Origin of the sequence: Sulfitobacter sp. F26204 (assembly GCF_026410305.1) — a bacterium.
Lineage (GTDB): Bacteria > Pseudomonadota > Alphaproteobacteria > Rhodobacterales > Rhodobacteraceae > Sulfitobacter.
Genome location: NZ_JAPMLQ010000001.1, coordinates 186525 through 205466 on the forward strand (window position 1 = coordinate 186525; position 18942 = coordinate 205466).

Here is an 18942-nt window from a genome sequence, read left to right on the forward strand (position 1 = left end):
TGCAAAGGAGGTGATCTAGTGTCAGGAAAGGTACTGGAGCGAGGTGTCGGAACAGCTTGGGAGGAATCCTGTTAGGGCAGCCCCTGACGGGTGATCATCCCGAGTGGATCCCGGTCTAACCGATCCCCTCCTCAAGCCATTCGTTTGGGCCGCTCCGGCAACGGAGCGGCCCATTGTGCTTCCCGGCCCAAGGCGGATTTTGACCTTGGATCGGCAGAATGCAACAAAGGGCCCATGCTTCATATTACCGATACCATCAACATTCACGACTGGGAGCTGACGGAACAGTTCGTGCGTGCATCAGGGCCAGGTGGCCAGAATGTCAACAAGGTGTCCTCGGCTGTCGAATTACGGTTCGAGGCCGAGAGTTCGCCCTCCCTGTCCGCACCCGTCAAGACCCGGTTGCGGCGTTTGGCAGGCCGGCGCTGGACCAACGAAGGTGCCCTGGTCATTCAATGTGACGAAACCCGCAGCCAGGCCCGCAACCGCGACATTGCACGCGAACGTCTGGCTGCGTTGATCAAACAGGCCCTGACCCCCCCCAAACGGCGGATCGCAACCCGCCCGACACTGGGCTCCAAAAAGCGGCGCCTCAAGGCAAAGAAACTGCGTGGTGATGTCAAGGCGATGCGCGGAAAGGTTGATCCAGAATCCTAGATTCTGCTGGTCTTTGCGTGCTATTTCAACACTTTAACAACTATCGTCATGATTTTATTCACTTTGCCTCGCGGGGACAAATCTCAGGCCGTGCGGCGCAGAATATAGATGTCCATGATCCAACCGTGATCTGACCGCGCCTTGGCTCGTATCTCGATGATCCTGGCGCCGACTTCGTCCAGGGGCCCTTCACGGATGATCTGTTCCTGCATGCCAACATAGGCACCCCACCAGATGTGCAGGCCACGGGGCGGCAGTTCCTGAAAGGCGTAGTCTCCATCCAGCATCACAACAATCGTATCAACCCCTTCTGGCCAGCCCTCATCCCGCAACCGCCGTCCGGTGGTCACAAGAAACGGCGCGCCGATTTCGTTGACGGGGAGCGCATGAGCGGCGGTTAATGCCTGCAACGATGTGATGCCGGGGATTACTTCGATCTGGGGGGGGGGTCAACCTTGCCGCAATGCGCAGCGTACTGTCATAGAGCGACGGATCCCCCCAGACCAGTAGCGCCACCTTTTCGGCCTGATGCCCCGCCATCGCCTGCTGCCAGGTCTTGGCAATGGCATCATGCCAATCATCCACGCGCTGCTTGTAATCGGCTGTAGCTTCATCGCGCACCGGTAATTCAAATTCAACAATGCGCGTTCGAGTATCGGTCAGCACCTCATCGCAGATCGTACGGCGCAATTCAGCAAGATCGGCCTTTCCCGCACCCTTGCGCGGAATCAGGATCAGGTCCTGTGCATTGATTGCGCGGATTGCCTGCAACGTCAGATGTTCGGGATTTCCGGTGCCAATGCCTATCAACGTCAGTTGCATGATCTATCCCGGTATCCGTGCGATGGCTTTGGTGCGCAAATTCCCCAGCACACGCGCGTCAACAAACGTGCCGTCCGGTGAGGCGGCATAAAGCCTTGCAAAGTTTTGCAGCGCGCTCAGATCGTTTCGGGTGAGGTTGCCGAACAGGTAAGCTACCTTTCCCGAAGCGCGAAACGCCACCGTCTGTGCATTTTTGCAACCCGACATGCACTCAACCGGCTCAACCGCGAGGTCCGGCATACCCTCTTGGATGACCTTGACAAAATCGTCATTGCCCGCGCATGAGGTGCAGACCAGTACCTTCATGCTCCAGGCTCCATAAGCGGACCGAACAAGATCAGCGCAGGCGTGGTACTGCTGCTTGTTTCCAGATGGTTGCCAAGGCTTTCAATCGTAAATCGGGTCACTTTTTCAGCCGGAGTCGAAACCGCTTCGGCCAAAATCGCGGGGGTATCGGCGGGCAGACCTTCTGCGATCAACCGCGCCACCAGTCCGGGAAAGGTACGTTTGCCCATATAGACTACGGTTGTCGCAAGTGGGTCGGCAAGAGCGGCCATGTTCACATCCGCTGGCAATTCGCCCGTGACATCGGCACCGGTGATGAATTGCACCCGCCGCGCCGTAAGACGACGTGTCAAAGGAATGCCAGCGGTCGCAGCGGCAGCAGAGGCAGAGGTCACACCAGGGATAATCTCGAACTGGATTCCGGCCGCTTGCAATGCGTTAATTTCTTCCTCAAGCCGCCCGAACAGGCCACTGTCGCCGGATTTCAAACGCACAACACGCAACCCTTCCTTGGCGTGATCGACCAGAACCTGACTGACATGGTGTTGCTTGGGCGAGGCCCGTCCAGCCCGCTTTCCCACACCGATCAGATCGGTTTCGGGCCCAGCATGTTCCAGGATCGGTCCTGCGCTCAGGTCATCAAACAACACGACATCGGCATTTTGCAACCGGTCAACCGCTTTCACGGTCAGCAACTCGGGATCGCCGGGACCAGAAGATACAAAGGACACGTACCCGCTCATGCGCCCTGGCCGATCATATGGAAAAACGTTCCTGTTGCGCAGCCTCCGTCTTCAAACTGGCGGACCGATCCGGTTTCCGCAACATCAAGTCCGTTGCTGTCGGTGATCTTGGCCAGGGGCGCATCAGGTTCGGCAAGGATGGACGCATAATGGAATTCATGGCCGCGCAAACGTGTCTCTGCGGCAAAGCCGGGCATCGCCGCGTTCAGGGTTGCTTTGCGATACCCCAAGTGGAACTTGCGTTTCTCGAACGAAGTCTCAAGTCCCAGAAGGCCGGCCATTTCATGCCGCTGCCCGTCCTTGTCGACCAGTCCAGCACCCATCGCCATATATCCACCACATTCGCCGTGAACCGGTTTGGTTCGGGCAAAATCCTGGACTCCCCTGCGGAAATTTTCCGCGGCGGCCAATTTTCCCGCGTGCAATTCGGGATAGCCACCGGGCAGCCAGCAGACGTCGGCGCTTGGGTCCGGAGCAGCGTCGCCGAGCGGTGAGAACGGCAGGATTTCGGCGCCTGCTGCGCGCCAGCCGGCCATCAGGTGCGGATAGACAAAGGCAAATGCATCATCCTGGGCCAAAGCGATGCGCATCCCCGGTGGAATCACCCTTGCCGGGGGCGGGGCATCCTGCAAGGTGCCGTCAGCCGCAGCGCGCAATGCCTCCAGATCCACATGTTCCGAAACAAAGGCCGCTGCCTGAGCCAGGAGTTCTGGCAGGTTTTCCTGTTCGCCGGCCTGCACAAGTCCAAGATGCCGTTCCGGCATCTCGATCTCCTTTCGGCGCGGCAACGATCCCAGAACCTTTATGCCAACCGCATCCATGCCGACACGCACCAGCGCTTCGTGGCGGGGTGATGCGACCCGGTTCAGCACCACACCGGCAAGTTGGACATCGGGCCGCATCTGACTGAACCCAAGCGCGGTCGCCGCGACCGACTGGGCTGCGCCTGAGACATCGAGAACCAGTACGACAGGCCATCCCATCTGCGCCGCAATATCTGCGCTGGCCCCATTTCCGCAGGCGCCGGGGATCGCAACACCGTCAAACAGACCCATTGATCCTTCGGCGAGTATCAGATCGGCCCCCGCAGCGTTGCCGACCAAACCGTTGATCACGGTGAGGTCCATGGACCAGCTGTCTACGTTGAAAGACGCACGGCCCGAGGCAGCGGTATGAAAGGCAGGATCAATGTAGTCAGGGCCGCTTTTGAACGGTTGCACCATGACACCCTGCGCCCGAAAAGCCGCAAGCAACCCCAACATCAGCGTTGTCTTGCCCGTGCCGGAGGATGGGGCCGAAATCATCAATCCAGGGGGGATCATTCTGCGGTCTCCGGAAAGCGGGGGGACGTGCCGACAGGACGGAAACGACGGTCGTAATCACCAGCGTATAACCTGCTTTCGCCAAAATCATCTGCACCGATGGCATGACCAACCAGTATCAACGCGGTGCGCTCCATCTCGGCACCGATCGCGGTTTGCAAGGTTTCGAGCGTGGCCTTTACAATGCGCTGATCCGGCCAACTGGCGCGCCAGACAACAGCAACGGGGCATGCGCCGCCGTAATGCGGGGTGAGATCGCGGATCACTTTTTCAAGCACGTGAACGGACAGATGGATGGCAAGGGTCGCACCTGTTCTGGCGAAATTTTCAAGTGCTTCGCTTTCTGGCATTGCCGTTGCGCGACCAGAGGTACGGGTCAGGACCACAGATTGCACAACACCCGGAAGCGTCAGTTCCGCATTCAGCGCTGCAGCAGCGGCAGCAAAGGACGGAACACCAGGGGTCACGTCATATGGGATGTCCAGCCCCCGCAACCGGCGCAGTTGTTCACCCATTGCAGACCATACCGACAGATCACCGGAATGCAGCCGTGCGATGTCATGTCCTGCCGCATGGGCGGTGGCGATTTCTTCCATGATCTCGTCCAGTGACATGCGGGCGGTGTTGATGATTCGGGCATCTTCGGGGCAATGGGCAAGCAGCGCTTCGGGCACGAGGGACCCTGCGTATAGGCACACCGGACAGGCCGCGATCAGGTCACGACCCCGCAGTGTGATCAGATCGGGTGCACCGGGACCTGCGCCGATAAAATGGACGGTCATGATTGGGATTCCTTGAGGCTTTGTGCAATGGCGGCTGTCGCCTTACCATCGCCCGAGACGACACGCGGTGCAAGAAGCAGCGCATCAGGGCCAGCCGCGACAAGAGCTGCGGCTTCGGCCAGGGATCCGGTGCCGAACCGGTCTTGAATGCGCTGTGATTGGGTGGGGGTTATCATTTGCGCAAGGTTGCTTTGCGTGACACCGAGACCGGGTAGCCCCATAAGCTGCGCCAGTTCGCGAAACACCTTTTCGCGGGATTTTGCAGCCTCTGTGACCAGAGCGTCGACCATTTGATTACCCGAACTTTCCAGCGCCAGTCGCATGGCATCTTGCAGGCTGGCCAGGTCGGCAGCTGCACGAAAACCGATTCCCATGATGATCATAGGGTAACGCTCCACTGCACCAATGGGCGCGAGGGGGTCCAACCGCGCAACGCCCCGAGAGGCTGTGCCTGCGCGATCTCAAACCGCATCAAATTTCCACCGTGACGGGCGTGCAGGTTCAAGAGCAGCGTTTCGGTTTCCAGCGTGACACCATTGGCGACCAAACGGGTGCCTGCGGGAAGCTGAATCAGTTGCTCGAAAAGTACCGCTGTTCCCCCACCTCCAACAAATACGGCGTCGGGTACCGGCCGGTTCCGGAGTGTCTCGATGGAGGCTCCTTCGACCACCTGCATACGCTGGCCGATGCCGAAAGCGTCGATGTTGCGCCTGATGTTGACGACGCGGTCCGCCCTGATTTCAAAGGCGGTGGCGTGGCCCCCTGCGAGGCACCATTCGACCGAGACCGAGCCGGAGCCTGCACCAATGTCCCAAAGGGTTTCACCCTGGCGCGGTGCGAGGGCGGAAAGGGTCAATGCGCGTATGGGACGTTTGGTGATCTGCCCGTCATGCGCAAACGCGGTATCTGGCAGGCCTGAGGCGCGTGACAATCCGACATCACCGGGGAGCATGACCGCAACTGCAACGGGGGCGGCCACCTCTGTCAGATCGAATGATGCGGCCGTGGTGTTGCGGATGCGTTGGCGCGGTCCGCCCATGTTCTCGCAGACGGTCAAGGAAGCTGCACCTGCCCCTTGCGCCGTCAGCCAATCGGCAAGGGCAGCGGGGGCAGCACCGTCGCGGACGAGGCAGATCATTTTACCCAAGGGGCTGAGTGCGCGACGCAGCAGCGCAAAAGGAGCTGCGTGCAGACCATGACAGGTGACTTCTTCCATCCGCCAGCCAAGCGCACCCGCGACGAGGCAGAAGGTGGACGGGGCGGGCAGGACGACCCAGTCTGCAGGGTCGAGATGCGCCGCAAGGCTGCCACCAACCCCGAACCAAAAGGGATCGCCTGAAGCCAGGACAGCCACCCGTTTGCCTTTGGCTTCAAGCACGGGTTCGACACTGAAGGGGACTGGCCAGGGCTGGCCACGCTCGCCAGCACTGACCAGTTCGAGATGGCGGGGACCGCCAAAGATCACTTCGGCTGCATCAATTACGGCACGGCTTGCAGGCGGCAGCTGCGCTGCGGTATCGTCCGGCATTCCAATGAGTGTGAGCCAGGGATCAGCCATCATGCGTGTCCTTTTGCTGGGCGGTACAACAGAAGCCAGTTTGATGGCGCAAGCGCTGGCCCGAACACAAGTGGCGTCTGTATTTTCCTATGCGGGCCGCACTGCCAGACCCGTTGCGCAACCCCTGCCCACGCGGGTTGGCGGTTTTGGCGGTGTCACCGGATTGATCACCTATATGCAGGAACAGGGTATCACGCATGTTGTGGATGCCACACATCCCTTTGCGGCCGGGATGAGCCGGAATGCATTTGCAGCCTGTGCCAAAATCCATATCCCTCTTATCCGGTTGGAGCGCGAGGCCTGGCAGCCGCAGGCCGCAGATGACTGGCGATTCTTTGACACCATAGCGGCCATTCCGCCTGCCTTGCCTCAAGCTCCGGCGCGGGTGTTTCTGGCCATCGGAAAACAGCAGATCGGGCAGTTTGCGCATTACCCGCAGCATCATTATGTGCTGCGGTTGGTGGACACTCCGGCGGGCGCATTGCCCCTGCCCAAGGTGCAGGTCGAAATCGCACGCGGGCCTTTTGATCTGGCCGGTGATCTGGCGTTGTTGCGCAGATATGCCATCACCCATGTCGTGGCCAAGAACAGCGGCGGGGCGGGTGCCCGGGCTAAACTGGACGCGGCGCGAAAACTGGGCTTGCCGGTTTTGATGGCGCAGCGTCCGGCGGTACCGGGCAGTCGCGTCGCGGGAACCATTGACGAGGCCTTGCATTGGCTCGATCATGTGGCCGACCGGGGTGTATAGACATACCGGCCTATACATCGGGTCGTTGAACTTCCGACGATGACTACTGTTTGCATGTCGGCCATCTCTGGCGTGGCTTCGGCCAGCGTCACCGTGACCAATCTCTGATCCGGCTTGCTGACGGCGCGGGCAAATGTGATCAGGCGGTCGGGGCCGCATTCCTCGCGCAGCAGCTCAAGTGTTTTTTCAAACCCGTGCGGGCGGGATTTGGAGCGCGGATTGTAGAACGCCATCGCGAAATCACCACGGGCCGCCATGCGTAAACGGTGTTCGATCACCTCCCATGGCTTGAGGTTATCGCTGAGGTTGATCGCGCAGAAATCATGGCCCAGCGGCGCACCGGCAGCAGCGGCAGCGGCCAGCATGGCGGTAATGCCGGGCAGGACGCGGATGTCTGTGTCGGTAAATTCGATATGCGCCTCGACCGCTTCGAAAACGGCAGACGCCATGGCGAAAACGCCCGGATCACCAGATGAAACCACAACGACGCGGGCACCGTTCGATGCCAGTTGCAGGGCATGCAAGGCGCGGTCCAGTTCGACACGATTATCGGTGGGATGCAGGTTCAGCCCCTCGCGCGGCGCGATGCGGGCGACATAGGGGATATAGCCGATGATGTCGGTGGCTTGGGCCAGCGTTTCAGTGACCTCTGGCGTGACCAGCGCGTCGTTGCCTGGCCCCAGACCGGCGATGGCGACCCAGCCTGTCATTCCGCCGCCTCTGGACGGCGCCCCTGTCCGTGGACAAGCACGATGGCGAAATAGGGGCAGTCGTCGTCCGCCACATCGGCCAGTTTCGCGGTGCGTTGATCCGGCATCGTGCCCTTTTCAACCAGCCACGCATCGTCCAGCCGCCCTGCGGCGGCGAGGGCGCGTTTGACGGTTGGCAAGTTGCGTCCGGTTTTCATCACCACCAAGGCATCAGAGCGTTTCATATGCGCGACCAGATCATCCTCGGGCAGCGTTCCCATCAGGACCGTCATCACATCGTCGCCCCAGGTGAATGGCGTATCTAGAGCATTCCAACAGCCGACCATGCCGGGGATTGCGGGCAATACCTCTACCTCCGCGCGGCCTTGAAGACGGGTGTGCAGATGCATGAAAGAGCCATAGAAAAACGGATCCCCCTCGCAAAGAACAACAACCTCTTCGGTCTTTGCCAATGCCTCCAGCCTGTCCGCCCAATCAACGTAAAAACCCACCATCAACTGGCGGTACTCCTCGCTGTCGAAACGCAGTTCGGTGGTGACAGGGTATTCCATCGGGTATTCGATCACATCACCGCGCAACATCCCCTCGACGATCCTGCGTGCCTGTCCCGCGCGGCCTTTCTTACGGAAATATGCCAGATGTTTGGCTCCGCGAATGGCGCGGTCGGATTTCACACTCATCAACTCGGGGTCGCCGGGGCCAAGACCTGCGCAAATGATCCTGCCCATGGTTATTCCGCCCTACTGGCAAGGGCGTTCACCGCTGCAACGGTGATGGCGGATCCCCCAAGGCGTCCCTGAACGATCATCGAAGGGGCTGGCAGATCCTGCATCAGGGCTTCCTTGGATTCCGCTGCCCCGATGAAGCCAACGGGGCAGCCGATGATCGCCGCGGGGCGTGGGCAATCTGGGTCTTCCAACATGTTGATCAGGTGGAACAGGGCGGTGGGCGCATTGCCGATGGCAACCACTGCGCCAGCAAGGTGGGGGCGCCAGAGCTCGAGAGCCGCGGCAGAGCGGGTGTTGGACATCTCGGCGGCCATATCCGGCACACGCGGATCACGCAGGGTGCAGATCACTTCGTTCTCGCGCGGCAGGCGCTTGCGGGTGATGCCCTCGCTGACCATATAGGCATCACAAAGGATCGATGCACCGTCTTCAAGTGCGGCGCGGGCCTTGATCGCCATCTGGGGCGAAAATTGCACATGTTCCTCAAGCCCGACCATGCCAGCAGCGTGGATCATGCGCACGGCGACAATTTCCTCTTCCGGGGTGAAACGGGCGAGGTTCGCCTCGGACCGGATGGTCGCGAAGGACTGGCGATATATCTCGGTGCCGTCGGTGATGTAGCTATGGGGCATGCGAAAGCGCCTTGATAATGTCGTCGGTGGAGAGCGAAGTGGCCGCCGGGGTGTCGCCTGCGCGGCCCTGTTTGACAAGGTCAAAACCGTTTTCCGTGGCGGTTAGCGTCAGTGGTGCGGGTTTTGGATGTGCGCAGCCCTTTGCACAGCCGGAAATGTGAAGCGTTTGGAACGGTTTCAGGTAGGCGGCGATACTGCGCGCAATAGGGCGTGTTTGGTTCAGCGCCTGAGTACAGCCGGGGGCCCCGGTGCAGGCAATGATACGCAACAGAGGATCGGCAGGGTCTGTGATCAGACCGTCAAGGCGCGGCGGGTTTTCGACCCCTTCAAGCAGGATCATGCGCCAGGGTGTCAGGCGAATGTCGCCAAGTGTTGAAAACGCCCCCGCCGTGATTTGACCAAAAGCTATACCGGCAAGCATGCCGTGAGGCGTAAGACCAGGTGCGGGTTGGTAGGTTTGGGTTTGACGGGCTGTGGTAAAATCGGCTGGCGGCGATTTACCGTCTGCAAGCAACTGTGCCATGCGGTTATGTGTCCCGCGGGTGTCCATGAACCATTGCGCAAGCGTGAGGGCCTCTTGAATGCTTTCATTCGCTGCGACAGGTTTGCCTGCGGTCATGCCCTCGGCAACAAGGATCAATCCGCCGGTAGCGTCACGTTCCAGCCGGATGTCAGCGGGGGCGGTTTGCAGCACAGGCTTGGGACCGGTGTCGACGGCAAATCCGAACTTATGCGGCAGCTCAGGCGCGTCAGGCTGGGTGAGCGCCTCTGTCAGGGAGGTGGCATTGGTTTCGCCAAATGGAGTCACGATGATGTTGCGGCGGCTCTCGACCGCCTCGGACGGGTCTATCAATGAAAGGCTGCGCAGACCTTCGATCAAGGCACCATGGGTGTCACGCGTTACACCGCGCAGTTGAACGTTTGCCCGGCTGGAAAGGTCGATGAAGCCGTTACCATAGCGCTGTGAAAGTGCGGCGATGCCCTGGACCTGGGCATGGCTCAACCGGCCGTTGTAAGGTCGAATGCGCACAACCAGACCGTCCCCGGACATCATCGGGCGCAGGGCCCCCGGGCAAAATCCCTTTATCTCGGGCCTGTTCATTCAGCAGCATCCATTGCTGCGGTGATGGAGTTGCGCCGCGTGATCCAGAGACCGGCATCACGCAGCGCGGTGAAGCGATCGCGCATCGCCTGCAGGGCGTCCGGATTCTCGGCCTCCATGAAAGAGACAAGATCGGCTCGGCCCAGGGTGGCATCATAGTAGAGGTCAAACAGATGCGCGGGCACATCGCGGGTAAGATGGGCAAACGCCGCCAGATTGTCGAGCGTCGCTGCGATCTCGGCCGCCCCGCGAAAGGCGTGGCGCATCATGCCACTGGCCCAGTCGGGATTGGCGGCGCGGGCACGGACAACACGGGCGATTTCCTCGGCCATGGTACGGGCGCGCGGTGTATCCAGTTTGGTTGTGTCAACGTGGTACATGGCAGGTTTGGCCGCGCCGAGGTGGGCCATGGCGGCGGCGAATCCGCCCTCGTGGCTGGCGTAATCAGAGGCCAACAGCACGTCGGATTCGGTAAGATCCTGAACATGGGCGAAGGTATCGGCCTTCTGAAGACGCCGTTCAAGGGCGGCACGGTTCTGATGCGCGTCGCCTTTTGCATCAACCGACCATTCCGAGGCTTTGAGCCAAGCTTCTCCGGCGGCGGCGCGTCCCTCTTGCGAATAATCCAGCATCGCCGCTTCCATGTTCATGCCGTAGAGACCTGGTTTGGGGCCAAAAACCCGTGGTGTTTTTGTGCGATAGGGGTTCATGTCGGGCGCTTCTTCGCGTTCAGCAAGGGCCAAAGCGCCAGCTTCGAAGAGTTGCGAAAGACCTGGAAAGACGTCGCGGAACAGACCGGAAATACGCAGGGTCACGTCAATACGCGGGCGGTTGATCAGGGTCAGGGGCAGAACTTCAAACCCGCTGACACGTTCGGACCCTTCGTCCCATTTCGGCGATAGACCCGCAAGGTGCATCGCCATCGCCACTTCCTCGCCTGCGGTGCGCATCGTGGCACTGCCCCATAGGTCGACAACCAGGCCTTTGGGGTAGTCACCTTCGTCCTGCAGATGGCGGCGCACGAGTTCCTCGGCCAATTTGACGCCCTGGGCATAGGCCGCACGGGTCGGAACGCTGCGCGGATCGACAGCGTATAGATTGCGGCCCGTGGGGAGCACGTCAGACCGGCCCCGGTAGGGTGAACCGGAAGGGCCCGGTGCGACGAATTTGCCGTCGAGCGCCGCAAGAAGGCCTTCGGTCTCACCATCACCAAGCCCGTAGATGTGCAAGCCATCGCCATATTGCGATTCCTTGATGTCACAGACAAAGCGGTCGATCAGGGTGATCGCTTCGGCCATGCAGGTATCCTCTACAATGCCGAGATCGTTTTCGACACCTGCAGCGCGGGCTTCGTTGCGGATCGTTTCGATCAAACGGTCCCGGCGTGCCGGGTCGAGCCCGTCAGCCGTTGAATATTCATCCAGCAAACGTTCCAGTTGCAACAGGCCGTCCGGCGTAGCGCTTTGTTTCAATGGCGGCGGAAGGTGGCCAAGCGTCACTGCCCCGATGCGGCGCTTGGCCTGTGCGGCTTCGCCCGGATCGTTGACGATGAACGGATAGATCACCGGCAGGTCGGCGGTGAGCGCTTCGGGCCAGCAATTGTCCGAAAGCGCCACGGATTTACCCGGAAGCCATTCAAGCGTGCCATGGGCACCGATGTGAACCAGCGCATGATGGCCTTGCGCGTGAAGCCAAAGGTAAAAGGCAACATAGGCGTGGCGCGGCACGCGGGCGAGATCGTGATAATCGGTTTCTCGCTGATCAATGGCACCGCGTTCGGGTTGCAGGGCGACAAGGGCATTGCCGCAGGATTGCGCGGGAAAGTGGAAAGCCCCGTTACGGACCAGCGGATCTGCGAAGACATCCGGCCATGCGATTTTCAGATCCGTCTGAAGCGAGGGGGGGAGCGTTTCAAGCGCCTCTACATATGCAGTCAACGGCCATTCGATCGTTGCATTTGCAAGCGTTTTGCCAAACCCAATTGCCGGTTGCACAGCGTAGCCAGCCCCCGCGAGTGTCATCAGCATGTCTTCGGTAGAAGCCAAGGCGTCAAGACCGACTGCATGGGCGACCTGATCCGGACGACCCGGATAGGTGGAAAGAACAAGCGCGATCTTCCGTTCTTTCTGGGCGGTGGCCGCAAGGCGGAGCCAGCCTGAAATACGTTCAACCACAGCTTCTACCCGGCCGGTGTTGGCGCGGTGGGAAAAACGTGAATATTCAAGAAAGGGATCTTTTTTTTCGGGGGCTTTGAAACTGACAACACCTGAAAAGATACGTCCGTCGACCTCAGGCAGAACAACGTGCATGGCAAGGTCGGCAGGAGAAAGGCCACGTTCGGATGACGCCCATTCCTTGTGACGGGCGGTAGAAAGCGCGACCTGGAACACAGGGCAGCCGGGAGCATCCAGCGGAGAAGTGCCATCCTCGCCACGTCCGGAAAAAGCGGTGGCGTTGATGATGGCAGCGGGAGGAGTTTCTGAGAGAATTCGGGCAAGGAAAGCGCGGCCTTCTGCGTTTTTCAGGGAGGGAACAAAAAGCCCAAGTGCCGCAAAGCCCCGTTTACGCAAAGCACAGATCAGCGCATCAACCGGAGCGGTATCGGCAGCGGTCAGGTAGCTGCGATAAAAAGTGACAAAAATCGGATTTTCGCCTGTGTCGACGCCCGGCACAATACCCAGGTCGGGATCGTAGCACCCGCAAGCGGGAACGGTTTTTATGCCACTGACCGGGCCAGCATAGAAACCGGCGGCGAGGGCCAGTTGCGCAAGAGCGGCCTGCGCGGCGACGGCACCGCCTGTATCACAAAGGTGCGAGAGGCGTCGCAGGGTTGAGACAGGCAATGTCGAATGTTGGTCAAGCGCCGGATCTTCACGACCGTCGGCGGGCAAAATAGCGAGAGCAATGTTATTACGGCGGGCAAAGTCTTGAACCTGCATGATGCCGTAGGGCCAATAGTTTTCGCCCCCGATCAAACGGATCAGGATGCCTTTGGCCCCTGTCAGCGTCTGTTCAACATAGTTGTCTACTGAGGCCGGGTGCCGCAGAGCAGTGAGGTTGCACAGGCGTAGTGTCGGCAGTTTTCCTGCCGGTCCGCCGCCACGATGCCAGCCTGCCGCGAAAGCGCCGAGGTCACTGTCGGAAAACGAAAGCACCACCAGATCAGCGGGAGATTGACCCGGATCATAGGGGGTTTCGCTATCCTCTAACCCGTGGCTTTCGCGGAAGACAACGTGCATTTATCTAGGCGCCGAGTGTGGCACGGATGGCGGCCGTATCGATGTGATCGTGTTCCGCGATGACTACCAGGTGACCCTGCCGAGATTCCGCACCCCACGGGCGGTCGAACTGCTGGCGTACGCGGGCACCCACGGCCTGAACCAACAGGCGCATGGGTTTGCCCGACACGGCAACATAACCTTTGACACGCAAAATGTGCTGTTCGTTGGCCAGCTTTTCAATGGCCGCAACCAGTGCATCAATGTTGTCGATTTCGGGCATCGGGACAACGATGGTTTCAAAATCGTCATGTTCGTGATCGTCATGGCCATCGTGATGAGAAGGGCGCGCGGCAAGGTCGTCTTCTGCTGCAGCATTCAGACCGAGAACGATATTTGGGTCGATCACACCTTCGCTCATGGACAAAATCGGGATGGTCCGTGGCGATTCAGCCTCGATGATCTTGCGGGCGGCGGCAAGACCTGCTTCGCCGGCGAGATCGGCCTTGGACATCAGGATAATGTCAGCGCAACTGATCTGGTCTTCGAAGACTTCGGACAGGGGCGTTTCGTGATCGATGCTGTCGTCTGCCTTGCGTTGCAGATCCACCGCATGTTCGTCAGCGGCAAAGCGTCCGGCTGCGACAGCTTCGGCATCTGCCAGGGCGATAACACCGTCGACGGTGATCTTGGAGCGGATCGCGGGCCAGTCGAATGCCTTGAGCAAAGGTTTGGGCAGGGCCAGGCCGGAGGTTTCGATCAGGATGTGATCGGGTTTCGTGGGCAAGGCCATCAATGCCTCGATGGTTGGAATGAAATCATCCGCCACCGTGCAACAGATACATCCATTGGCCAGTTCAACGATGTTTTCAGCGGGGCAATCCGGGATGGCACAGGATTTGAGAATATCGCCATCAACGCCGACAGTACCAAATTCGTTGACCAGCACGGCAAGCCTGCGGCCCCCCGCATTTTGCATCAGGTGACGGATCAGTGTCGTTTTGCCGGACCCCAGAAAGCCGGTAACAACGGTAACTGGGATTTTGGACAGGTCGTTCATGTCAGGGCCTCCACGGGCATATTGAAAGGGGGAACGCGAGCGAGGCTTTGTTTACGGAAAACCAGGGGACGCTCGCGCCAGGGAACAAGGCCATCCGGCGTTGCCGCATAGGCGGCAGCACCGGCGAGGATGTCGGGCGCGTCGTCATTGGTGAGACGGCCATAGACATAAGTCCATTTGCCGGGTTCACACAAGGCAACGGCAGCACCTTGCTTGCAAGCCGACAGGCATTTCACACCGACGATTTCGACACCTTCGGGGGCACCAACTGCGGTCAATGCGTCATGCAGCATGGCACCCGGGCGCGGCGCGTCGTCCTCAAGGACTTCGCCTGCGCGACAGGTGGTGCATACATAGAGAGTTGCGGTCATCAGATGCGCCTTATTCTAAAGTCAGGATTTCGCTGGCCGAGATCAGGGTGCCAGCCACGGCCAGAGGGCTGTGATCATTGGCGTTCAGTGTAACCTTGATTTCAACTTTGCCTTTGGGAAGAGCATCAATATGATACCATTCACCATAAAGCCGCCCAAGTTTTTCACCGTTTACATAGAGATGGGCATGTCCCTCACCCGGCACATGCGCGCCGCCGGCATTCTGGGGCGCAAATGCGAAATTCCGGGTAATGACATGCAGGTTATGGCCTGCCATCGGGTCCGGTGCGACCGCGATCGACACTTCGGGCGGGTTGTCAGCGGAAATATCGCGGGGCGTGTCATGCATCACACCATGCGCGCCGTGATCCATCCCGGCCACGTGATGAGAGGGGTCAGCATGATCATGGCCTTCAAAGGCGGCCCCGCTGCCGGCTGCAATGGTAAAGCCGATGCCGCCGCCAAAAATCAGGCCGATTACAAACAACGAAAGACTGCGCTTCATACCACCCTCTACGCCTGGGCGGTTGAGTTCTGGTTCAGGCCTTCCCGACACCAGAAATATCCGGCAAATGACCCAAGCAAGACCCAGGCAGCAAGACCAACGCCAAAGGCGCGCGCAGCAAATAGAGCGCCGATTTCAGTCGGGACAGGACCGGCAAACGCATCAGGTTCCGGTGCCCCTATCACATGCGGTGCGGCCAACAATATGACGGCCAAACTCCAGACCATCCAGTTGCGACCGAATGCTATGAGCCATAGACCGACCAACGCCGCCGCGACGGTGGCGAACCACCAGACCTGACGTGCGGCCACGTCTGCCGCTGCAACGCCGGGCACTTCGGGGGCAAGTGTGATGCCGGGTGCAAGATGGAAGGCCACAAACCCTGCCACCCCCCAGATGATACCGGTACGGCCGTCAATGGTGGCACCGCGCTCTTCGGCAATGCCCATCGCGGCAATCAGGATCAGTGCATAGCCGGTGTAGGTCAACATGGTGAAGACAAGGCTGAGACCATCACGCATGGCGTCAAAACCGGGCAATTCGGGATTCGCGGAAACAGGCGCAGCACCAAAATGAACAATTGCACCGGTTTCATATAGTTCGGCGTGAAGCAGTACGGGCTGGACAAAAACCAATTGCAACAGGCCTGCAATCAACCCAGCGGCCGCCCCGGCGAAAATCGCGGAAACAAGAAAGCGAGAGTACATGGAAACAACTCCAAAGATATGAGTAAACAGCGATTTGGCGGCATGTGCACATCAGACGACGCATGCCAAAAAGCAGGCGACCGGATACCGATAGCGCGCTCAGACCAAACAGACTGTGAGAAAAGCTAGTGTTTGTCTGTTCATGCCCTCAGAACCATCGAAATCACGCAGCGGCAGCCACGGTCGGATTCGTGCGGGCGGTCAGCCTACACTTAGTGGCAGGGGAACCCGGTTGCGTGACGCACATCATGGGCCGCATCATGCAGCGCGGCTGCCTGAACGTGGCCAGTCAGTGAAATTACAGCCAGGCCCAGCACCGCTGCAAAAACTGCGGGCAAAAAGCGGAGACCGCTGCGTGTCATCGTTGTTGTCGTCATGTTTTCTCTCCTTGCCGTCACACCCGACGGCCTTCATGTTACGTTTGCTTGGCAGGTCTCCTGGCTCGCGGATCGTGGCCTTTTCCCGCCTTCCCTGTCAGGTGACAAGTGGCATATCGGGTTGGGCTCACCGCTTACAGTCGCGGGGGCGGCTTCAGCTTGGGGCGGATGCCTTGACTGAATTCCCTGTTAGGTCCCGCATGAACAAAGTTGCATGCATCGGGACACCAAGCACCTTACCTCTCGCATTTTGCCCCATCAAAGGCAAGATTGTTTTGCGACCAAAAAGAGCACCAAAACGCGTGTTCTCTGACGACTGGCCGGCGCTTTGTGCGTAGGGTTGTGCCAAATCGCGCCCGCAACGTGCGAATCCCCCAAAATGCCGGAGCCCCTGCATGTCGTTGAACAAGACCACCCTTGCGATCCTGTATCTGTTGATCGCAATTGTGTTGTTCGACGCAATGGGATTGCTGATCAAACACCTGTCCGCGGATTATTCCGCAGCGGAACTGTCTGCCTACCGCAATATTTTCGGGTTGGTTCCTGCCGGACTGGTCTTGTGGCGCTCTACTGACTGGCACAGAAAGGGCAGGATTCTAAAGTTGCGGCAATGGCGGCTGGCGCTTTTTCGCGGCGCGATCCTGACCTGCGCGCAACTGTCGTTCTACATGTCGCTGGGCCTGTTGAGTTTCGCGACCGCCTCGACCATCACCTATGCAAACGCCCTGTTTCTTGTTGCGCTTGCGGTGCCCTTGTTAGGCGAAAAAGTGGGGTTCATGCGGTGGTGCGCGGTGCTGATTGGTTTTGCCGGCGTCGTCCTGGTTGTCGGACCGGGGCGCGATACCTTTTCCAACGCGGCCTTGCTGCCGCTGTTTGCCGCTTTCTGCTATGCATTGGTCGGGGTGAGCGCCAGGATGATGGACGCAGATGTGCCGACAGCCTTGATCAACCTTTATTCATCGATAATTGCCGCTATCGGGGCTTTTGTGCTGGTCCCGCTGTTGGGAGGGTTTTCCCCATTAGGATCCCCTGGCGATCTCATTTCGATTGCAGGCATGGGGGCATTTGGCGGCACAGCGGTCTTGTTGCTGATCACATCCTATCGAATGGCCGATCAAAGCGATTTGGCTCCTTTCAGCTATTTTGGTATTCCAATCGCCTTTGTGCTGGGTTGGGTATTTTACGATGAAGCCCCTTGGTCAGAGCTGTTTCCCGGGGCGGCGTTGATCATATTCGGCGGATTGATGATCATCTGGCGGGAGCGCCGGTTGCGACTGGATCACACCACTACCTCTTCCGAAATCTGATCGCCGACACCAAAGACCCGCTTGTAGCGCGCAATCTCGGAGGCGGGGCCCATCGCCTTGTTGGGGTTGTCAGACAGTTTGACCGTCGGCGCGCCGTTGGCCTTGACCGCCTTGCACACCAAGGAGAACGGCGCGAGGGCATCATCCGGTACCAGATTGCGGAAGTCGTTTGTAAGCAATGTCCCCCAACCGAACGAGACCTTGACCTTGTCCGAGAATTGGGCATGCAAGGTCTTGATCTTGTCGACGTCCAGTCCGTCGCTGAAGATGACACGTTTTTCAGAAGGATCTTCGCCCCGCGACTTCCACCAGTCGATGGCGATGTTAGCGGCTGTTGCAGGATCGCCGCTGTCGACGCGAATACCTGTCCAGCCCGCCAGCCAGTCAGGCGCATTATCAAGAAACCCTTTCGTGCCATAAGTATCCGGCAGAATGATGCGCAGGTTGCCTTCATGTTCGTCGTGCCAATCCTGCAGCACATCATAAGGTGCCTGGGCCAGCGCGGCATCGTCGGGCGCCAGGGCGGCATAGACCATTGGCAGTTCATGGGCGTTGGTGCCTATCGCCTCGACTTCGCGGCTCATGGCGATCTTGCAATTAGAGGTGCCAGTGAAGGCTTCACCCAGACCACCACTCATCGCCTGGACGCACCAATCCTGCCATAAGTATGAATGCCGACGCCGGGTACCGAAGTCCGCAATCGACAGATCAGGAATTTCGCGCAATGTCTCTATCTTTTCCCAAACCCGGGTCATTCCACGGGCATAAAGAACCTGAAGTTCGAACCTTCCCATTGTGTCGAGCACTGCCCGGCCTCGCAGTTCCATCAGAATCGCCAGAGCCGGAATTTCCCACAACATGACTTCGTGCCATTTCCCCTCGAAAGTCAGTTCGTATTGGTCACCCTTGCGTTCAAGGTGATAGGGCGGCAGACGCAATCCTTCGAACCATTCCATAAAATCGGATCGGAACATCTGGCGCTTGCCGTAAAAAGTATTGCCGCGCAGCCAGGTGGATTCGCCACGCGACAGCGACAGGGAGCGCACGTGATCAAGTTGTTCGCGCAATTCGCCTTCGTCAATCAGGTTTGCCAGCGGAATATGCTTGGACCGGTTGATCAGGCTGAAGGTAACTTCTGTATTGCGTTTGTTGTGAAAGATCGACTGACACATCAACAGTTTATAGAAGTCAGTATCGATGAGCGACCGCACAATCGGGTCGATCTTCCATTTGTGGTTCCAGACACGGGAGGCGATATCGACCATGAGGTGTTCCTTGTGCAATCATACCCTTGTTGCAAATGCGACA

General features: G+C 59.2%; 20 protein-coding genes, 1 pseudogene and 1 riboswitch. Of the genes and pseudogenes, 3 read left to right on the top strand and 18 right to left on the bottom strand.

What is annotated here, in order from left to right:
• Positions 1–234 precede the first annotated feature (234 nt).
• Positions 235–657 (top strand): alternative ribosome rescue aminoacyl-tRNA hydrolase ArfB, encoded by a 423-nt coding sequence (gene arfB, locus OS190_RS00870; RefSeq protein ID WP_267156771.1) that lies wholly within the window; start codon positions 235–237, stop codon positions 655–657.
• Positions 658–740: 83 nt separating this feature from the next.
• Here the strand turns inward: arfB and cobF are convergent.
• From cobF to cbiE, 7 genes and pseudogenes are all read right to left on the bottom strand, one after another.
• Positions 741–1482: pseudogene (cobF, locus tag OS190_RS00875) on the bottom strand (precorrin-6A synthase (deacetylating)).
• Positions 1483–1785, bottom strand: coding sequence for a DUF1636 domain-containing protein (locus OS190_RS00880; RefSeq protein WP_267156772.1), 303 nt, complete (start codon positions 1783–1785; stop codon positions 1483–1485).
• Complete coding sequence (gene cobA, locus OS190_RS00885; RefSeq protein WP_267156773.1) at positions 1782–2507, bottom strand: uroporphyrinogen-III C-methyltransferase; 726 nt, start codon at positions 2505–2507, stop codon at positions 1782–1784. The genes OS190_RS00880 and cobA overlap by 4 nt, the downstream gene beginning before the upstream one ends.
• Positions 2504–3829: a cobyrinic acid a,c-diamide synthase CobB gene (locus tag OS190_RS00890; RefSeq protein ID WP_267156774.1), complete on the bottom strand. Its 1326-nt coding sequence runs from the start codon at positions 3827–3829 to the stop codon at positions 2504–2506. Before OS190_RS00890 ends, cobA begins: the two co-directional genes overlap by 4 nt.
• Positions 3826–4611: a precorrin-4 C(11)-methyltransferase gene (gene cobM / locus OS190_RS00895; protein ID WP_267156775.1), complete on the bottom strand. Its 786-nt coding sequence runs from the start codon at positions 4609–4611 to the stop codon at positions 3826–3828. The genes OS190_RS00890 and cobM overlap by 4 nt, the downstream gene beginning before the upstream one ends.
• On the bottom strand, positions 4608–4994 hold the full coding sequence (locus OS190_RS00900; RefSeq protein ID WP_267156776.1) for a cobalamin biosynthesis protein: 387 nt from the start codon (positions 4992–4994) through the stop codon (positions 4608–4610). Before OS190_RS00900 ends, cobM begins: the two co-directional genes overlap by 4 nt.
• Positions 4991–6169: a precorrin-6y C5,15-methyltransferase (decarboxylating) subunit CbiE gene (gene cbiE / locus OS190_RS00905; protein WP_267156777.1), complete on the bottom strand. Its 1179-nt coding sequence runs from the start codon at positions 6167–6169 to the stop codon at positions 4991–4993. The genes OS190_RS00900 and cbiE overlap by 4 nt, the downstream gene beginning before the upstream one ends.
• Between cbiE and OS190_RS00910 the strand changes: the two genes are divergently transcribed.
• The gene (locus OS190_RS00910) at positions 6168–6917 is read left to right on the top strand and encodes a cobalt-precorrin-6A reductase (protein ID WP_267157324.1); all 750 of its coding nucleotides are present in this window, start codon (positions 6168–6170) and stop codon (positions 6915–6917) included. The genes cbiE and OS190_RS00910 overlap by 2 nt on opposite strands.
• Here the strand turns inward: OS190_RS00910 and cobJ are convergent.
• From cobJ to OS190_RS00960, 10 genes are all read right to left on the bottom strand, one after another.
• Positions 6893–7627 (bottom strand): precorrin-3B C(17)-methyltransferase, encoded by a 735-nt coding sequence (gene cobJ / locus OS190_RS00915; RefSeq protein ID WP_267156778.1) that lies wholly within the window; start codon positions 7625–7627, stop codon positions 6893–6895. The two genes, OS190_RS00910 and cobJ, sit on opposite strands and share 25 nt — an antisense overlap.
• Entirely contained in the window at positions 7624–8355 is a 732-nt protein-coding gene (cobI, locus tag OS190_RS00920; protein ID WP_267156779.1) for a precorrin-2 C(20)-methyltransferase, read from the bottom strand. Before cobI ends, cobJ begins: the two co-directional genes overlap by 4 nt.
• 2 nt (positions 8356–8357) lie before the next feature.
• Positions 8358–8987 (bottom strand): precorrin-8X methylmutase, encoded by a 630-nt coding sequence (locus OS190_RS00925; protein WP_267156780.1) that lies wholly within the window; start codon positions 8985–8987, stop codon positions 8358–8360.
• Positions 8977–10089 carry a precorrin-3B synthase gene (gene cobG / locus OS190_RS00930; RefSeq protein WP_267156781.1) on the bottom strand — a complete coding sequence of 371 codons (1113 nt, stop codon included), beginning with the start codon at positions 10087–10089 and terminating at the stop codon, positions 8977–8979. The genes OS190_RS00925 and cobG overlap by 11 nt, the downstream gene beginning before the upstream one ends.
• Entirely contained in the window at positions 10086–13328 is a 3243-nt protein-coding gene (cobN, locus tag OS190_RS00935; RefSeq protein WP_267156782.1) for a cobaltochelatase subunit CobN, read from the bottom strand. Before cobN ends, cobG begins: the two co-directional genes overlap by 4 nt.
• A gap of 4 nt (positions 13329–13332) precedes the next feature.
• On the bottom strand, positions 13333–14367 hold the full coding sequence (gene cobW, locus OS190_RS00940) for a cobalamin biosynthesis protein CobW (RefSeq protein ID WP_267156783.1): 1035 nt from the start codon (positions 14365–14367) through the stop codon (positions 13333–13335).
• Positions 14364–14738, bottom strand: coding sequence for a DUF1636 domain-containing protein (locus OS190_RS00945; RefSeq protein ID WP_267156784.1), 375 nt, complete (start codon positions 14736–14738; stop codon positions 14364–14366). Before OS190_RS00945 ends, cobW begins: the two co-directional genes overlap by 4 nt.
• A gap of 10 nt (positions 14739–14748) precedes the next feature.
• Complete coding sequence (locus OS190_RS00950; protein ID WP_267156785.1) at positions 14749–15243, bottom strand: hypothetical protein; 495 nt, start codon at positions 15241–15243, stop codon at positions 14749–14751.
• Positions 15244–15251: 8 nt separating this feature from the next.
• On the bottom strand, positions 15252–15950 hold the full coding sequence (locus tag OS190_RS00955) for a CbtA family protein (RefSeq protein WP_267156786.1): 699 nt from the start codon (positions 15948–15950) through the stop codon (positions 15252–15254).
• Between the two features lie 212 nt (positions 15951–16162).
• Complete coding sequence (locus OS190_RS00960; RefSeq protein ID WP_267156787.1) at positions 16163–16327, bottom strand: CbtB domain-containing protein; 165 nt, start codon at positions 16325–16327, stop codon at positions 16163–16165.
• Positions 16328–16360: 33 nt separating this feature from the next.
• A riboswitch (cobalamin riboswitch) is annotated at positions 16361–16574 on the bottom strand.
• A 148-nt stretch (positions 16575–16722) separates the two neighbouring features.
• Between OS190_RS00960 and OS190_RS00965 the strand changes: the two genes are divergently transcribed.
• Positions 16723–17634 (top strand): DMT family transporter, encoded by a 912-nt coding sequence (locus tag OS190_RS00965; RefSeq protein ID WP_267156788.1) that lies wholly within the window; start codon positions 16723–16725, stop codon positions 17632–17634.
• On the opposite strand, the gene OS190_RS00970 is transcribed toward OS190_RS00965, so the two are convergent.
• Positions 17607–18899 (bottom strand): nicotinate phosphoribosyltransferase, encoded by a 1293-nt coding sequence (locus tag OS190_RS00970; RefSeq protein ID WP_267156789.1) that lies wholly within the window; start codon positions 18897–18899, stop codon positions 17607–17609. The two genes, OS190_RS00965 and OS190_RS00970, sit on opposite strands and share 28 nt — an antisense overlap.
• Positions 18900–18942 lie beyond the last annotated feature (43 nt).

Coding starts and splice junctions, on each gene's coding strand:
- cobI (WP_267156779.1), bottom strand. CDS start 8,355: ATGGGCAGGATCATTTGCGCAGGTCTTGGCCCCGGCGACCCCGAGTTG.
- OS190_RS00965 (WP_267156788.1), top strand. CDS start 16,723: ATGTCGTTGAACAAGACCACCCTTGCGATCCTGTATCTGTTGATCGCA.
- OS190_RS00890 (WP_267156774.1), bottom strand. CDS start 3,829: ATGATCCCCCCTGGATTGATGATTTCGGCCCCATCCTCCGGCACGGGC.
- cobG (WP_267156781.1), bottom strand. CDS start 10,089: ATGAACAGGCCCGAGATAAAGGGATTTTGCCCGGGGGCCCTGCGCCCG.
- OS190_RS00970 (WP_267156789.1), bottom strand. CDS start 18,899: ATGGTCGATATCGCCTCCCGTGTCTGGAACCACAAATGGAAGATCGAC.
- cobJ (WP_267156778.1), bottom strand. CDS start 7,627: ATGACAGGCTGGGTCGCCATCGCCGGTCTGGGGCCAGGCAACGACGCG.
- OS190_RS00900 (WP_267156776.1), bottom strand. CDS start 4,994: ATGATCATCATGGGAATCGGTTTTCGTGCAGCTGCCGACCTGGCCAGC.
- OS190_RS00960 (WP_267156787.1), bottom strand. CDS start 16,327: ATGACGACAACAACGATGACACGCAGCGGTCTCCGCTTTTTGCCCGCA.
- cobA (WP_267156773.1), bottom strand. CDS start 2,507: ATGAGCGGGTACGTGTCCTTTGTATCTTCTGGTCCCGGCGATCCCGAG.
- OS190_RS00945 (WP_267156784.1), bottom strand. CDS start 14,738: ATGACCGCAACTCTCTATGTATGCACCACCTGTCGCGCAGGCGAAGTC.
- OS190_RS00950 (WP_267156785.1), bottom strand. CDS start 15,243: ATGAAGCGCAGTCTTTCGTTGTTTGTAATCGGCCTGATTTTTGGCGGC.
- cobW (WP_267156783.1), bottom strand. CDS start 14,367: ATGAACGACCTGTCCAAAATCCCAGTTACCGTTGTTACCGGCTTTCTG.
- cobM (WP_267156775.1), bottom strand. CDS start 4,611: ATGACCGTCCATTTTATCGGCGCAGGTCCCGGTGCACCCGATCTGATC.
- arfB (WP_267156771.1), top strand. CDS start 235: ATGCTTCATATTACCGATACCATCAACATTCACGACTGGGAGCTGACG.
- OS190_RS00925 (WP_267156780.1), bottom strand. CDS start 8,987: ATGCCCCATAGCTACATCACCGACGGCACCGAGATATATCGCCAGTCC.
- OS190_RS00955 (WP_267156786.1), bottom strand. CDS start 15,950: ATGTACTCTCGCTTTCTTGTTTCCGCGATTTTCGCCGGGGCGGCCGCT.
- cobN (WP_267156782.1), bottom strand. CDS start 13,328: ATGCACGTTGTCTTCCGCGAAAGCCACGGGTTAGAGGATAGCGAAACC.
- cbiE (WP_267156777.1), bottom strand. CDS start 6,169: ATGGCTGATCCCTGGCTCACACTCATTGGAATGCCGGACGATACCGCA.
- OS190_RS00880 (WP_267156772.1), bottom strand. CDS start 1,785: ATGAAGGTACTGGTCTGCACCTCATGCGCGGGCAATGACGATTTTGTC.